General features: G+C 42.5%; 13 protein-coding genes. 6 read left to right on the forward strand and 7 right to left on the reverse strand.

The genetic code is table 11. The features are described 5' to 3' along the window. Positions 1 to 21 precede the first annotated feature (21 nt). A complete protein-coding gene (gene ahpF / locus FLM53_RS13015) occupies positions 22 to 1,614 on the reverse strand; it encodes an alkyl hydroperoxide reductase subunit F (RefSeq protein ID WP_176681698.1) in 1,593 nt (530 codons plus the stop codon). 199 nt (positions 1,615 to 1,813) lie between these two features. Then, on the reverse strand, positions 1,814 to 2,371 hold the full coding sequence (gene ahpC / locus FLM53_RS13020; RefSeq protein ID WP_017629768.1) for an alkyl hydroperoxide reductase subunit C: 558 nt from the start codon (positions 2,369 to 2,371) through the stop codon (positions 1,814 to 1,816). Between the two features lie 490 nt (positions 2,372 to 2,861). On the opposite strand from ahpC, the gene FLM53_RS13025 reads away from it, so the two are divergent. Continuing rightward, positions 2,862 to 3,353 carry a VOC family protein gene (locus FLM53_RS13025; protein ID WP_132982475.1) on the forward strand — a complete coding sequence of 164 codons (492 nt, stop codon included), beginning with the start codon at positions 2,862 to 2,864 and terminating at the stop codon, positions 3,351 to 3,353. Positions 3,354 to 3,497: 144 nt separating this feature from the next. Then, entirely contained in the window at positions 3,498 to 4,511 is a 1,014-nt protein-coding gene (locus tag FLM53_RS13030) for an IS110 family transposase (protein ID WP_176679423.1), read from the forward strand. 368 nt (positions 4,512 to 4,879) lie between these two features. Here FLM53_RS13030 and nagE read toward each other — a convergent pair whose 3' ends face one another. Next, positions 4,880 to 6,247, reverse strand: coding sequence for an N-acetylglucosamine-specific PTS transporter subunit IIBC (gene nagE / locus FLM53_RS13035; RefSeq protein ID WP_176681697.1), 1,368 nt, complete (start codon positions 6,245 to 6,247; stop codon positions 4,880 to 4,882). Positions 6,248 to 6,345: 98 nt separating this feature from the next. Here nagE and FLM53_RS13040 point away from each other — a divergent pair, with 98 nt between their 5' ends. From FLM53_RS13040 to FLM53_RS13055, 4 genes are all read left to right on the forward strand, one after another. Next, positions 6,346 to 7,233, forward strand: coding sequence for a LysR family transcriptional regulator (locus tag FLM53_RS13040; RefSeq protein ID WP_176681696.1), 888 nt, complete (start codon positions 6,346 to 6,348; stop codon positions 7,231 to 7,233). Between the two features lie 415 nt (positions 7,234 to 7,648). Further along, the gene (locus tag FLM53_RS13045; protein ID WP_176681695.1) at positions 7,649 to 8,101 is read left to right on the forward strand and encodes a septal ring lytic transglycosylase RlpA family protein; all 453 of its coding nucleotides are present in this window, start codon (positions 7,649 to 7,651) and stop codon (positions 8,099 to 8,101) included. Positions 8,102 to 8,475: 374 nt separating this feature from the next. Next, complete coding sequence (locus FLM53_RS13050) at positions 8,476 to 9,915, forward strand: hypothetical protein (RefSeq protein ID WP_176681694.1); 1,440 nt, start codon at positions 8,476 to 8,478, stop codon at positions 9,913 to 9,915. Between the two features lie 391 nt (positions 9,916 to 10,306). Then, on the forward strand, positions 10,307 to 11,320 hold the full coding sequence (locus FLM53_RS13055) for a manganese-dependent inorganic pyrophosphatase (protein ID WP_176681693.1): 1,014 nt from the start codon (positions 10,307 to 10,309) through the stop codon (positions 11,318 to 11,320). Between the two features lie 290 nt (positions 11,321 to 11,610). Here the strand turns inward: FLM53_RS13055 and FLM53_RS13060 are convergent, their stop codons facing one another. The 4 genes from FLM53_RS13060 to FLM53_RS13075 all read right to left on the reverse strand — a co-directional run bounded on the left by FLM53_RS13060 (position 11,611) and on the right by FLM53_RS13075 (position 15,369). Next, a complete protein-coding gene (locus FLM53_RS13060) occupies positions 11,611 to 12,768 on the reverse strand; it encodes a DUF3500 domain-containing protein (RefSeq protein WP_176681692.1) in 1,158 nt (385 codons plus the stop codon). Between the two features lie 722 nt (positions 12,769 to 13,490). Then, complete coding sequence (locus FLM53_RS13065) at positions 13,491 to 13,997, reverse strand: GNAT family N-acetyltransferase (protein ID WP_102344704.1); 507 nt, start codon at positions 13,995 to 13,997, stop codon at positions 13,491 to 13,493. Between the two features lie 100 nt (positions 13,998 to 14,097). Next, positions 14,098 to 14,664, reverse strand: coding sequence for a TetR/AcrR family transcriptional regulator (locus FLM53_RS13070; RefSeq protein WP_176681691.1), 567 nt, complete (start codon positions 14,662 to 14,664; stop codon positions 14,098 to 14,100). A 246-nt stretch (positions 14,665 to 14,910) separates the two neighbouring features. Further along, entirely contained in the window at positions 14,911 to 15,369 is a 459-nt protein-coding gene (locus FLM53_RS13075; RefSeq protein WP_176681690.1) for a pentapeptide repeat-containing protein, read from the reverse strand. Positions 15,370 to 15,410: the final 41 nt, after the last annotated feature.

The raw sequence follows: 15,410 nt of genomic DNA on the forward strand, positions 1-15,410 counted from the left end.
AAGGAATGTTTGCTTAAAAGATTAAGCGGTTTCAGCCTCTTTAACCGGAGCTGAGTTACGGATTAGGTGGTCAAACGCACCTAAACTTGCTTTCGCACCTTCACCCATCGCAATGATGATCTGTTTGTAAGGCACTGTGGTCACATCGCCTGCCGCAAATACACCTTTCATTGATGTTGCGCCATGAGCGTTAATCTCAATCTCACCGCGTGGTGATAGTTCTACCTTCGTTCCCTTCAACCATTCGCTGTTTGGCATTAGGCCGATTTGAACAAAGATACCCGCGAGTTCGATCTGTTTCAGTTCGTCAGTGTTGCGGTCTTTGTATTCCAGACCGGTTACGCGATTTCCATCACCCAATACTTGTGTGGTTTGAGCCATCTTGATGATTTCGATGTTTGGCGTCGCGTTCGCTTTGTCGATAAGTACTTGGTCAGCGCGCAGTGTGTCTGCGAATTCAAGTACGGTTACGTGTTCCACGATACCCGCTAGGTCGATAGCGGCTTCAATACCTGAGTTACCACCGCCGATAACCGCTGTTTTCTTGCCTTTGAACAACGGACCGTCACAGTGTGGGCAGTAAGCAACGCCTTTGTTGCGGTACTCTTGTTCACCCGGAACGTTCATTTCACGCCAGCGTGCACCTGTACTTGTGATCACCGTGCGAGCTCGCAGTGTTGCGCCGCTCTCTAGCTCAACGTGGATGTAGCCATCTTCCGTGTCTTCTGCAGCAATGATGTTTGCAGCACGTTGCTCAGTCATTACTTCAACACCGTACTCTTTTACGTGCTCTTCTAGGCTCGCCACCAACTTAGGACCCGTTGTTGCTTTCACTGAGATAAAGTTCTCAATTGCCATGGTATCCATTACTTGGCCACCGAATCGGTCAGCAACTACACCCGTGCGAATGCCTTTACGTGCAGCGTAGATAGCCGCTGAAGAACCTGCAGGGCCACCACCTACAACTAACACATCAAATGGTGCTTGTTGGTTGAGGTTTGCTGCTTTCTTTTCAGCAGCGCCTGAATCAACTTTGTTAAGGATTTCAGCTAATGACATACGACCTTGACCAAATAGCTCACCGTTAATGAACACGCTTGGTACTGCCATGATGTCGCGAGACTTCACTTCCTCTTGGAATGCTGCACCATCAATCATGGTTGTCTTAACCAGAGGGTTAATCGCCGACATCATGTTGAATGCCTGAACCACTTCTGGACAGTTTTGGCACGATAATGAGATGAAGATTTCTACATTAAGCTCTTGATCTAATTCTTTAATTTGCTCGATTACGTCAGCTTCAAGCTTGATTGGGTGACCACCACTGTGAAGCAGTGCCAGTACCAATGAGGTGAACTCGTGACCCATTGGTAAACCCGCGAAACCGATCGCAGTGCCTTTCTCTTTATTCACGACCTGCATGATAGGGCTGCGAGTGCTTGCGCTGTCATCTCGAGTCACTTCAATTTTGTCTGTGAGAGAAGCGATATCATTCGCTAGGTCTTGCAGTTTGTTTGCGGTATCGCTGTCATCAAGGCTCAGCACTAACTGAACATTGGTTTTTAGGTTTTCTAGGTATGCTTTTAGCTGCTGCTTCATTGCTTGATCTAACATAATCGTGCCTGCTCTTAAATTCTGTGTCTTGGTATTGACCAATACCTTCTTGCTGAAAAAGGAAAATAAAAAGGGGGCGCAAGTCGGCAAATATTGTGGTGTTGATGGTTTGAAAGGGTGGCGCGCAACTGCCCTTTAGGAGGGGGGCCGAAGCGCGCCTGTAGAACTGTTTTATTTGTTCTTTTTAGATAGGCTTAGATTAGATCTTACCTACTAGGTCTAGAGATGGAGCTAGAGTCTCTTCGCCTTCTTTCCATTTAGCAGGGCAAACTTCACCTGGGTTAGCGGCTACGTATTGTGCTGCTTTAACCTTGCGTAGTAGGTCTTCAGCGTCACGGCCGATACCTTCAGCAGTGATTTCCATTGCTTGGATAACGCCTTCTGGGTCGATTAGGAACGTAGCACGGTCTGCTAGGCCTTGACCTTCACGCATAACGTTGAAGTTGTTTGTGATGTTGCCAGTTTGGTCACCTACCATGAAGTATTCGATAGTGCCGATTTTGTCAGAAGTATCGTGCCATGCTTTGTGAGAGAAGTGTGTGTCAGTTGATACTGAGTAAACTTCTACGCCGCGAGATTGAAGCTCTGCGTATTTTTCTTGTAGGTCAACTAGTTCAGTTGGACATACAAACGTGAAGTCTGCTGGGTAGAAGAAGAATACAGCCCACTTGCCTTTAACGTCTTGCTCAGTGATTTCTACGAATTCGCCGTTTTTGAATGCTGTTGCGTTGAATGGTTTGATTTCTGTGTTGATCATGTTGGACTCTCTTTCTAATTTGTAGTGTTTAACGCTATCCCGCGTCGATGGAGATATATTGCATCTGCACCGTAAATTAGTGAAATCGGACATTTCTATAGATTCAATAGGCAAATCCTATCTTTGATAGAAGAAAGCTATCGATAAAAGCTATCAACAAAAACTATTGGCAAAAGCCATCAAACATCAGCATCACCCATTTGAGGAGCTATGCTCTTTAAGCTGTCCTCTACATTTGGCTTATCTCTATTAGCGTGAGCAGCGATTTATAGTGGTGAGTATCTATGTATAGCGCGAACATCGACGTAGACAGTGTTTCTTTAAGTGAGCTGAGATATCCTATTAATCTATAAATAACGAAAAATTATCATTAATATAATTTATGATAATTTCAGTTGATTAAGGTCTCTCCCTATACTCTCTTCATCGAAACGAAATACCGAAGCTAGACTTCGCAAAGCACAGAATAAAAAACGAATTGGAGAAAGTTATGAAAATGAATCACGTAGGCATCATGGTAGGCGACATGGACCAAGCTGTTGAGTTTTACACTAAAGCGCTAGGTCTAAGAGTTGTAATGAACAACACCAAAGTGATGGAAGAGCGCGAATCAGCAATCGGCCGTATGTGTATTGCAGTATTTGGCGAAGGCTTCAAAGGCTTCAACATTGCTCACCTAGTAACTTCAGACGGTATCGGTGTTGAGCTGTTCGAAATGGTTGACCGTGAAGAGCGTCATAACGTTGATTTCTCTCGCCTAGGCATTTTCCACTTCTGTCTACAGCTTCCAAAAGAGCAGTTTCATTCAGCTATCAAGCGCGTTGAAGAGTTTGGCGGTAAGGTACGCATGGATATTCACCGTTACCACCCAGAAGACGAACTAAAACAAGCACAAATGGTTTACCTAGAAGACCCGTTTGGCAACCTATTCGAATTCTACTCGCACACATACGAAGATACATACGCGACTGATTACGAGTAATTGGCGCTACCTACCTGACGCAAGGTAGAAAAACCGAAACACCCCCTAAAGAGGATTGGTAGAGATACCAGTCCTTAATTATATGGTCCGCCTCACTCTCAAGCCCTTAAGCTTAGAGTAGGCTCTCAGAATGAGGTGAACCATATGTCTTCTATTCATATTTTAGGTATCGACCTAGGTAAACATTGCTTCCATGCTATCGCACATAACCGTTGTGGAGTGGAGGTGCTTCGTCGTAAATTTAATCGTAACCAACTCTTAATCTTTCTTAGAAAAATAGAACCAACAACTATTGCTTTCGAAGCCTGTGGCGGTGCTCATTGGCTTGCTCGAAAGTGTAGTGAGTTTGGGCATCAACCCCGACTTATTCCTCCTCAGTATGTTAAGCCTTATGTCAAAGGCAATAAAAACGATTTCATCGATGCTTCAGCGATCGCAGAGGCTGCGGGTCGACCGACCATGAGGTTTGTAGCTGTAAAAAGTGAAGAGGCTCAAGTCATCGCAGCGATTCATCGAGTCAGAGATAGTTATATCAAGGAGAGAACTGCCACTATGTCGCGGATCGGAGCGATCTTACTTGAGTTCGGCCTTAGCTTTCCCAAAGGGCATGCAAAGATGAAGTCTCTGTTTCAATGGTTAGCAGAACAAACCGTCTCATTACCCAAAAGCTTGCTATGTGAATTGATATCTATCCACGAACATTACAAGTACCTTAATGAACAAATCAAAACTCAAGATAACAAGCTTCAAACTATTGTTAATAACAACGAAAGTGCTCAATTATTAAAAACTATCCCTGGGATTGGCGATCTTACCTCCACATTGTGTCTTGCCGATGTAAGCTCTCCGAGTAACTTTACCAATGGCCGTGAGATGGCGGCTTGGTTGGGGCTTGTGCCAAGGCAATTCTCAACGGGAGGAAAGACCAAACTACTTGGTATGAGTAAACGAGGGAATAAACACCTCAGGACTCTGTTTGTCCATGGGGCAAGAGCTGTACTCTCTAGACTAGAGACGACAGGGAAAGTGTTTGGAGAGTGGCTTGTGAACCTACGAGCCACCAAACCATTTAATGTAGTGGTAGTCGCATTAGCCAACAAGTTAGTAAGGATAGCTTGGGCGGTGTTATACCACCGCCAAGCTTTTAAGGCTGTTTAGCTATAACCAAGTTTGCAACGCCAATGAACGTGATGACAAAAACGGTCAATCGGCCAGATTAAGAACCTGACACAAAAAATAGCAACCAATGCTTTGGGCTTTTTAAGGATAATCTGGCGCGGATATCATCGTGGAGCTGGGAAGCTAGTGCTCCCAACAAGGACTCCGAATACATTAGCGCAAACCAACTCCGTTATTACTTAATTGTAGTTGCAATAACGGGGCGGACCATACATTTTTTGTGTCCCGTTTTGAAGATATTAGAGTGAAGAAGGTGGCCATAAAATGACCACCTGAATCGGAGGGCTGATTAGCCCTCCCGCACTTGACTAGAGTGCAACAAAGGGGAGGGAATTCCCTTTGATTCGTTAAGCTGACGTATTTTTCATTTTACCAGCCATAATTTCTGCAAGGGGTCCCAGAACTACTTGTAAATTCTTTTCACCCACTTTGACGACTCCCTTTGCCCCTAGTTGTTTCAACGTATCTTCGTCAACTAAACTTGGGTTAATAAGCGTTAAACGTAAGCGAGTAATACATGCATCAATTGACTCTAAGTTAGATTTACCACCTAAGGCCAATAAGTATTGTTGTGCTAACTCATCTTCATTTTTTGATGCAACAACCGTTGCTTCTACTTCATCTTCTCGGCCTGGTGTCTTGATATCAAAACGTTTGATTACAAATACAAATAGTGTGTAATAAATAAGTGCAAACACTAGGCTCAGTGGAAGTAGCATCCATGCATTATTGGCGGCAGGTGCATTAAAGAAAATGAAGTAATCAATTAGGCCAGAAGAAAAGCCAAATGACATATGAATATTAAGTGCAGCAGCTATAACTAATGCTAGACCAGTTAATATTGCATGGAAGAAGTACAAAACTGGTGCTAAGAACATGAATGTATATTCTATCGGTTCTGTTATTCCTGTTAAAAATGCGGTAAACGCGATACTGGCTAACATTCCACCAACTGCAGCTTTTTTATCTTTGTGCGCGCATTGGTAAATAGCTAAACAGGCAGCAGGTAGAGCAAATAAAGTCACGACATAATAACCAGATAGCATTAGGCCTGCTGATGGGTCACCTGCAGCAAAACGTAGCATTTCACCTGTAACACCCTCATATTCGCCCATACCAAACCAAACAATTGAGTTTAGAATATGGTGTAAACCAATGGGCAACAGCATCCTATTAACGAAGCCATAACCAAACTTACCTCCAATATCACTCTCAAGCATCCAATTACTCATGATGTCTATACCGGAACTGACTGTCGGCCATACAACACTCATGATGAGAGCTATCACTAATGCGCTCACTCCGGTGATTATTGGAACAAACCGTTTGCCAGCAAAGAACCCTAAAAACTCAGGAAGGCGAATAGTATGGAAGCGACGATATAACTCGCCCGCAGTTATACCCATAATGACGCCACCAAAGACACCTAGATTTAGGCTCGGGTCCAAAACAGCAAGAGCTTCGGTCAATACAAAGTAGCCAACAATACCAGCAATCGCTCCTGCTGCATCATTATCTTTATTCAGGCCTGCGGCTAAGGCTGCGGCAAATAAGAGCGGCAACTGACTAAAAATGGCATTGCCCGCCTCTGCAATGAAAGGGATATCAAATACATCGGGTTGCCCCAAGCGTAACAAAATCCCGGCAATTGGGAGGGTGGCGATAGGCAACATTAGGGCTTTGCCGAGCCGTTGTAGATAACCTAGTACATTCATTTAATTCTCCAAAAATTAGTAAGTCTGATAAAGCTATTGCAAGAATTATCACTGACCTTTAATCTTTATGAAAATTACAATCCATCGGTTGGGACGATATGTTGAACTTGGAGCAACTGCTTTCTTTTACGACTACAGTGAAAGTTGGCTCGTTTTCTAAAGCAGCGCGAGAGCTAGGCAAAGCACAATCTACAATTAGTCAAAATATTATTAATATGGAAATTGATTGTAATCAGATCTTGTTTAATCGAACTGGTCGCTATCCTCAGTTGACCGAAGCAGGAATGAACTTGCTTCCATATGCCTTAGCTGTTGTCGAGCAACACAATCGGCTTGAGATGCAATTGGAAGCACTCGGTGTAAATGAGTCGAAAAAGGTTACCATTGCCTTAGATGAAGGAGCTCCATATACGCAACTAGCCGCTCTACTCCCCAAGTTAGTTAACAATTATCCTCAGTTACAACTCGAAGTACTTATTGCTAATAGTCATGATGTTTTAGAACTGGTGTCTAACGATCGAGCACAGGTGGGTGTTGTATTCAGTCAGCATTTACAACCGAATAAAATGAACTCTGAGAATATAGGGTCAATTAAATTCGAGGCTTATGTGAGCTCACAACACCCCTTAGCTGGAAGTGTTCAATTTACTAAAGACTCATTAAAGCTACATAGACAGCTGAAAATAGAATCTAAGAATAATGAGAACAAATTTCGACAGTTACCTATTTCTCCTGATATCTGGTATGCCGATAACTACTATGTTCTCTTAGAGATGGCTAAAGCTTCTTTAGGTTGGACAATTTTGCCTGCACCTATTGCTAAGTCGGCAGTTGAAGAAGGGAAATTAGTTCCTTTAGTCTTAGAACATGAACATCTAGGATGGGTTGAAAATGTTGATATTATTCAGAATGTTGGTGTTATTGACAATGTATTCACTTCTATTAGAGAGATATTGAAGTCGATGATTATGCAGGACTGTAGTTAGTGTATTTTAATTAGGCACTCTATTGATCAGAATTAATACTTATGAGGTGTAGCATTCAAACCTTGCTCGCACACATACGAAGATACATACGCGACTGATTACGAGTAATCGAGTTACTGCCTTCTATAAGGTAGAAAACCGAAACACCCCCTAAAGAGGATTGGTAGAGATACCAGTCCTTTTTTTGTATTTGGATGTTTGGCTGGGTGACTTATCTACATCAAGTGATTAAGAAAGATACAGATTTAAGGCGTTGTTAAAGTTGACGTTTTGAAGATAAAACCTTTCATAAATATGACGGAATAAAGCGTTGTTCATGAAAACATTGTGCCATCATACCGAATGGTAGCCTTGGCTGAGCAGTGACTATACTCAGCACTACATTGCTCACCAATAACAACGAAAATAGAGAAACATGCAGAGATCAGCGCACCCAAATCACATGAAAAAACTACATATTATCTTTACCGCTCTTATTCTTATGATATTAGCTGGTTGCACCTCAACGTCGGCTATCGGCAGTTCTAAAACAAAGGAATATGCCAAGTCACATGCTATTGCTGGTAAAGCGTCTTGGTATGGCGATAAATTCCATGGAAGGCTAACTGCAAGTGGTGAGACGTATAATATGAATGCGAATACTGCGGCTCATAAAACCTTACCCTTCGGCACGATCGTGAGAGTGACCAATACCGCTAATAATAAGTCTGTTGATGTGAAAATTAACGACCGAGGCCCCTACGTAAAAGGCCGAGTGATCGACCTTTCGCATAAGGCATTTGCAAAAATAGGCAATGTTAAGCAAGGCACTGTACCTGTCAAAATCGAGATTGTTGATGACAGCAATACCTTTAGGTACAAGCATTAGAATTCCCTCCTAGCCTCCCCCCTTGGTTTACATCTCCGATCCCTTACCAGCAATGGAAAGGGGAGGAACTGAATACATAACTCTATAAGTACTAAGCATATTCAGCTTTGAGAAGGTCTTCACTTGAGTGAATCTAAAAGGATTGGCAAAGATGCCAATCCTTTTTTGTTTAGGACCATTCTTAACTTTGTTTCAAGTAGTAAGAAATAGATGATTAATAACAGATAATTGCACTAGATAAAGTTACATTCATTTTTATCGCGATGTGATCAATACATCATACGGTCCCATTGAAAATCTATATATTGCTTCACGAGTAAGTGTCAGCCTACTTTGAAAACAATAACAATATTAACCGTTAGGTATCGATCGAAATGAAAATGAAAAAGCTTGTGCTTTGTGGGCTTGCCGTTGGCTTAGTTGGTTGCGGTGGGAGTAGTGGTAGCAGCAGTGACAACAGTGGGGGAGATTCCAATATTTCCTCTATTTCAGGAAAGGTTATTGATGGCTATATTATTGGGGCTACGGTTTATCTCGACCTGAATTTCAATAATGAGTTGGATGCCAATGAACCTAATGTTGTCACTAAAGAACAGGGCGATTTTAGTTTAGATATACCATCAACTTATCGTGAGTGCGCGCAATATGTTCCTATTGTGGTAGATGTTCCGGAAGGTGCTATCGATACTGATTTTCCTGATACTCCAATTGAAGACGCTTATACGATGGTGATACCTCCTCAATATGCGTTGAGTACAGATGAAGAGCTATACAACTTAACACCATTAACCTCTGTGGTTTGGAATGAAGTAGAAAAAGAGTTACGCGAAAGCACTTCTCAGGAGCTTTCTTGTGAGTCTTTGCTAGAAGAACAAGAGCTGAGAGACTACATAGCTGAACGTCTAATTGAGCAAGAACTTCACGTTGCTCGTCGTTACAACATCACAGTAGATGAATTGTATGGTGATTATATTGAGTCTGGCAATGATGAAGTGCATCAAATCGCTCAAGATATTGTTCCCGGATTACAAAAGTCATATGCAGATACACGGGAACTAATCAATCAATACCCAGAAGCAGACTTTGCTTGGGTCGAATACTTCATGGGCAAATGGGATAGTTCTAATAACAACTATAAGGATGCCTGGTATCGCTACCAATTCGTGCAAATGTCTAACGGTAACTTTGAGTCAGAAACTCATGAGATGTCGGGTGACCTCAATAATAAAGTTCAGCTGCATGATAAGAATACTATGGAAACTACAGTTCGAGATGGCGTAAATATTGAGAAAACGATATCTATGGAAATTGCGGGTAATGCCTATGGTTGTTCAGTAAGTGAGTGGCTTGAAACGATCTCTCAGGATTCGTCAGGTGTTCGTAACACTGTCTATGGTCAAGCTGGAGACTGGAGCGATTGTAGTAGCCTTATTTTAACTAATACTTTCACGGTTCAGGCTTTAGTAACTAAAGATTATGATGGCTCTGACCTTATTAGTTATTCAGATCATAGTTATGACGATGGTAACGATAGTGGGTTCAGTCACTTAATTGGTGTGACCGACACCATTACGGCATCTGACTTAACTCCAGTTCGTAATGTGATTGATACCGACTTCTATAGTGAGGAAGGACACGGTGCAGATTTCTGGTCTCGTACAAAAAATGAGTTTGGTACAAATCCAACTCAAGTAATGACAAGCCATAGTAGCAGTGGTGACTGGGAGCGTTTCACAAGTTATAAAGACGGCACTCATAAAACGGAATGTGGTACGTCTGAATCTGGTTTGTCAGAGGCTAACTGTTCAAGTTAAACCTATTTAGCATTCGGTTTTCCGTTTGAAGTGCAAGAGCATAACATTCATACACATTCTATAAAGGCTGCTTTTGCAGCCTTTTTTGATCCTTCCTAGCGTTAATTTTTAATTAGATTATTTAATTCTTAGAATTTGAATTGGATCTTTTGTATCTAGTTAGTTCAGTGGCTTAAATGTCGGTTCACCAAGCTTCATTAAAATTCATTGTGAAATAATGAAAAGCTGACCTAATCCAAAATGATGTGTAACTTGGCTAACAATGGGAAAGGAAAGGTGAATTACATTTCGTTACTTACTGAAGTAAATCTGAAACATCGCTGACACGGTTCTGAAATTTTTGATGGCTAGCTTATGGGGTTCTAAAACGAATCCAAATAAGGAAATACCCGTGAAGCTAACACCTGTCGTTGCCGCCGTAATCATGTCTTTCAGCTCAGCAAGTTTTGCTTTTAGCTTGCAACAATCTGCCAATAAAAACAGTGAAGATCTCGTATGGACAGGGCATCTTAGCCCAGACAGCGACACGGTAATGTCTGCGATGCTCGCGGCTCATATCTATGGCGGTACGGCTACAGTGCCTGAGCCTATCAACCCTGAATCGACGTTTATCTTGAACTACTGTAATGCGGAATCACCACGTGTAGAGACAGATTACTCTTCATATCGAGTAGGGCTGGTGGACTTCAACCAAGTGACTCAATTAGCGCCAACTATTGATCAAGCATCCATTGTGGCAGTAGTCGATCACCACGCTATTGGTGGTTCACCGATTAACACACCACAGATTGTCGAGATGGATATTCGAGGTTGGGGTTCAGCCGCAACCATTTTGGCTGATAACGCTGAAAAGCTCGATGTGACCTTACCTAAACACCTTGCTTGTGTGGGCTTGGGTGCCATTCTTTCTGATACTGTGGTATTCCAATCAGCAACTACAACAGATCATGATCGTGAATACGCAGAGAAGTTGGCGAAGGTTGCAGGCATTTCAGATATCGAAGACTTCGGTCAACAGATGTTGATTGCTAAATCAGATCTAAGCCACCTTTCTTCTGAAACCATTCTGACTCTGGACTACAAGAATTTTAAGTACGGTGGAAAACAGGTGGGCATCGGTGTTGCTGAAACGCTAACGGCTCAACAACTGATTGACCGCAAAGACGAGCTTTTGTCAGCGATGAAGTCTTATAAAGAAAAGAACGGCTTAGACCATTTGTTCTTTTCAATCACAGACACGAAGAACAAAGAAGCTAATTTACTGTGGGTGGATGAAAGCGATTATCAAGTCATCAAGTCTGCTTTCAACGCTGAACCAACCAGCGACATGTTAACTCTGGAAGGCGTCACTTCTCGCAAGCGTCAGATTGGCCCTGCAGTTCAAAAGGCAATTGAGAGCTTGTAAGTATTAAGAGAGCTTTGGAAGGGATTGGTAGAGATACCAATCCCTTTTTGTTTTTTGGACGTCTAAATTGGAGTTGGACAAAGGCGTGTTAGTGCAATTGTACTAGCACGCCTTCAATAGATTAGAAAAAGTATCTTGAAACCTCTTATTTTTTAGCCAAATTATTCATCCACTACACAATATCAATCATTAGATAATCACTGGGAATTTATAGGGGTAGATGCTCGGTCGTGATTTACAATAATGCAGAACAGAGTCAGTGGGGAATCCTACTGACTCTGCGAGTTGAGTTATTGTTTTTCAGGTCTTATCCCTTTTGTGTGGTGTTCACTAATATGGGTTTTCAACCAATTCTCGCCGTAGTCATTTGATGGATCACGAACGATTGTATGAGGGTGTGTGTTCCAGTCGAACCCCGTACGTTGATCAACAAAATCAATGAGAATACTTGGACTATTGACCCTAAAAAATACTTGTTCGCTGCCGTCACTAGGGCCCATCCACATAAAGTAGATATTTTCCCACCCATCATTTTTAATTTTCTCTAATTGGCTATCTGCCACATCATGATCAGCGTTATGAACATACTCTTCAATAAGAATCCAAAGAAGCTCTTTTTGTTGAGGGTTGAGTTGATCGCCTCTAATCCCTCTTTTTTGTATTTCACTGTCTTTGCTTCCTGGACCAAAGAAGTCTTTAGCTCCATATTTAGTAAAAGGGACTGTGTCACTAATGATTGCCATCGATTTTTGCTTAGGATCTAAGTTGTTAAGTAACTCATAGCCTCGACGTCGCTCTTGTGGCAAAAATTGGTAACCAGCTTCGGCACCTTCGCTAATGAAAGCGGGATCTGAACCATAGAACATCGGAACAAAAGTAGCTTTTCCATCTACAACAGTAAAGTTGGCGGCTAAGTGGTGACCTGTGAGCATGTAACCCCACTTACTTTCGCTTCTGGGATCGCCATAAAAGGAAACCCAGTAGTTGTTTGCTCCTAGACTTTGGTTTTTATTAAAAAATTTCTCGGAGGTTAGCTCGCGATTCTCGCCTTCTTTCTTGAGTTGATTGTCACCTTGAATCGCTGCCCAGATTTTATAATAACCTTGAGAGCTGGTTGATGAGATCAGAAGTTGATGTAATTGGTGGCGTTGCTTTGTAGAGAGACGACCAATAGGCAATCCATTTCTCGCTTGCGAATCAACAGGAGCATTTGTCCAATAAGTTCGGTTGCTACTGTCACTGAACTTATACAATATATCGTTTAATTGTTCGTTGCTTAAGGCTTCAAGCAATTTGCTTGCTTCCATTGTCATCTGGTTTGAACTACTGACACTTGTAGGTAGTGTCTGTTCATGAACATGGTCAGCATGAGCTAATACACTGGTAGTGTAGCCAGTGCTTACAAATGCAGTTATTAGTAGGGCACACTTGATCGGATTTAACTTCATCACTTTTTCTCAGTTGAGTTTATTAGAATCTGCTGGAGATTTTATAAATCATAGTGTGTATTTTTTGTGAAAAGTATTAATTATTATGAGCGGATGGGATTTGTTGCTCGATAGAAAATTAACACAGTATCTATATTTAGATTCAGTAGAGAATTTTAATGCTATTTCAGTTTCTTACTGAACAATAAGGTTGTCATGAATCTTAAGTGTGTAATATCAGGCTGTGGTAGAAGATTGTTCTTTTACGCAACAATGCCGTACATCACGCAAGTTGTGTGATGAAGACTTAACTTAGATGATAATTACTAAAGAGCCTATGCCGAAATTTGGCAACAAGCTGTTGCCAGTAACATTATTCAGTCTTGCCTAAAAATCAGCTGGCTCTAAAAAGGTTTGGGGCAAATCCGCGTTAGCTCATTACTAAATCCCCTCCTAACCTCCCCTTAACTAGCATCTTCGATCCATTGTGGTTCGTGGAAAGGGGAGGAACAGAATACCGATCGTGATATGTGCAGCTGTACGTTCAGCGCTAAAGAAGGTTCTCCCCCTCGTCGCAGATCTAAAGGGATTGAAGAACTTGATTTGAGGGGGAGTTAGAGGGGGAGGGTGTTCGAAGTCAGCCTGACCGCACGCGATATCAACGCTCTCAATTCGGAAAAGTATTGCACTCCATCCCAAAAAAATGGAACGCCTGAGCGTTCCATTTTCGTATCTGATTTACCTTAAACCTGCTCGCTTGGGTGTCCCCACATTAGCTCGCTTGCGTAAGGGCCTGTGACGCTTGAGGTAGATTCACCCACGCCGTCTAGTGCGCCAGGGGTCAGTGCTTTAGCGAACCAACACTCTAAAGGTGCAAGTGTTCTTACTGGTGGAAGCACGTTGTGTGGCGTGTTGTAACGGTTGCCGTAGTGGAACGGTTCGCCCATCACGAAGATAACGTCAGCGTCGAGTTGTTTCTCGGCTTCTTCCATTAATCGAGTCGCGTAGCCTTTGCCTTGGTATTCTGGCAATACAGCTAAAGGTGCAAGTACATAACACTTCAGGTGTGGTGCTGCGTCAATTGTGATTGGGGTATAGCATGCGTGTGCTACGCCTTCATGCACGATAGAAAAGCTGCCGTCGGCAATAAGATCGTCGGCAAATTCTGCGTACAGTTTTGCATGGCGTTCGTCGTAAAGCCCGCCTGCAGCGGCGAAAGCTTCGTATTGAATTTCATAAGGGGTTTTCATTTGAAAAATTCCTAACTTAAATTAATTGTCGTTGGCGTTTTCAGGTATCTGATTGCTTTAGATAGCCAACAACGTTTTATTGAGCTTTTAAGCGAGGTACTTATAAATCCAGCAGCAGTAAGTACTTAGCTATGAAGCGTTCTTTAATTTGTTCTAACGGGTAATCACCATCCGAGAACAAGTAATTGAGTGCGATACCATCGATATCGGCGATTAGCATGTGGCCATCAACAACGCTGTTAGTGTTTGGAATATCACGAACAATCACTTCGAAAGAGGTCATCATCTGCTGGTATCGTTCATCCAACAGATCCTTCAATATCAACCTTGTTGAGGGCTGGCATTTCAATTGGTAATCAAGTTGATAAAACCGTTTTTGTTGTGGGTCGGCCATCGACAAGAAGATGTGCTCGATAAGGTTAATAAACCTCTCTTTTGCCGACATTCCTTCACTCGATTGGTCAACACTTTCGCCCACTTCGCTAATGATTTCAGCCATGCGAACAAACACTTGTCTTAGTAGATCATCTTTGTTTTTGAAATGATGAAAAACTAAACCCTTCGATACTTTCGCCGTTTCACACACCTGTGCGATAGACGTTTTTTCAAAGCCTTGTGTCGCGAATAATTCAATCGCGGCTTGGATTGCTTGCTGCTTCTTGTCCATGGGAATCACTCAATTAATTTACAAACCGACTATCCGGTCTGTAATTCATGGTGTGGATAATATACAACAACAATGAGGGGCGCAAGATCTTTAAAGATCGTTTTTTAGGATCGATGTTTGGCGGGTTTTTCTTGAGTGAGAGTGACGTCGAACTGCACTTTGTTTGGATTCGAGATTTATCAGGAACGGAAGAGTAGCAAGCTAAAGAACAGGGAGGCTCTTTAGCCATAGAACGGAGTTGCGTGGTTATTGTTTGCCTAACGAGGCCGCGAAACATTCTTGGTTCGGGTTACGTAGTTTGATGATGGTGTTGCTAGGGTCGACACGGTTGAGGGCATCGTCATCGAGATTGGCGTGAGTGAAATCGGTACGAAATAGATCCGCGCGATACAGATCGACGTTGAGCATTTGTGCGTGGCTCATGTCTGCGTTTCGCAAATCAGCATCACGGAATGTCGCGTTGTTCAGGTTCGCGTGGCTGAAATTGGCGTAGGTGATGTCAGCCTCATTCATGTTTGTGCCTGATAAATCGGCACCACTAAAGTTGGCTCGGATTAGGTTGGCACAACGCAGGTCTAGGTTTTGAAGTGCTAAGTGGCTTAGGTCGGCATTACGTAATTGCGCTCTTTCTCCGCCTTGGTTTTCTAGCCACAGTTTGTGTTGTTGAAGAATAGAATCAAGCTCTTGCTGAGTGTAGGTATTCATAGTTCACACCACCATTTTCAATAGGGATACTGATATTGGGC

Origin of the sequence: Vibrio sp. Scap24, from assembly GCF_013394185.1 — a bacterium.
In the GTDB taxonomy this organism is placed as follows: domain Bacteria; phylum Pseudomonadota; class Gammaproteobacteria; order Enterobacterales; family Vibrionaceae; genus Vibrio; species Vibrio pomeroyi.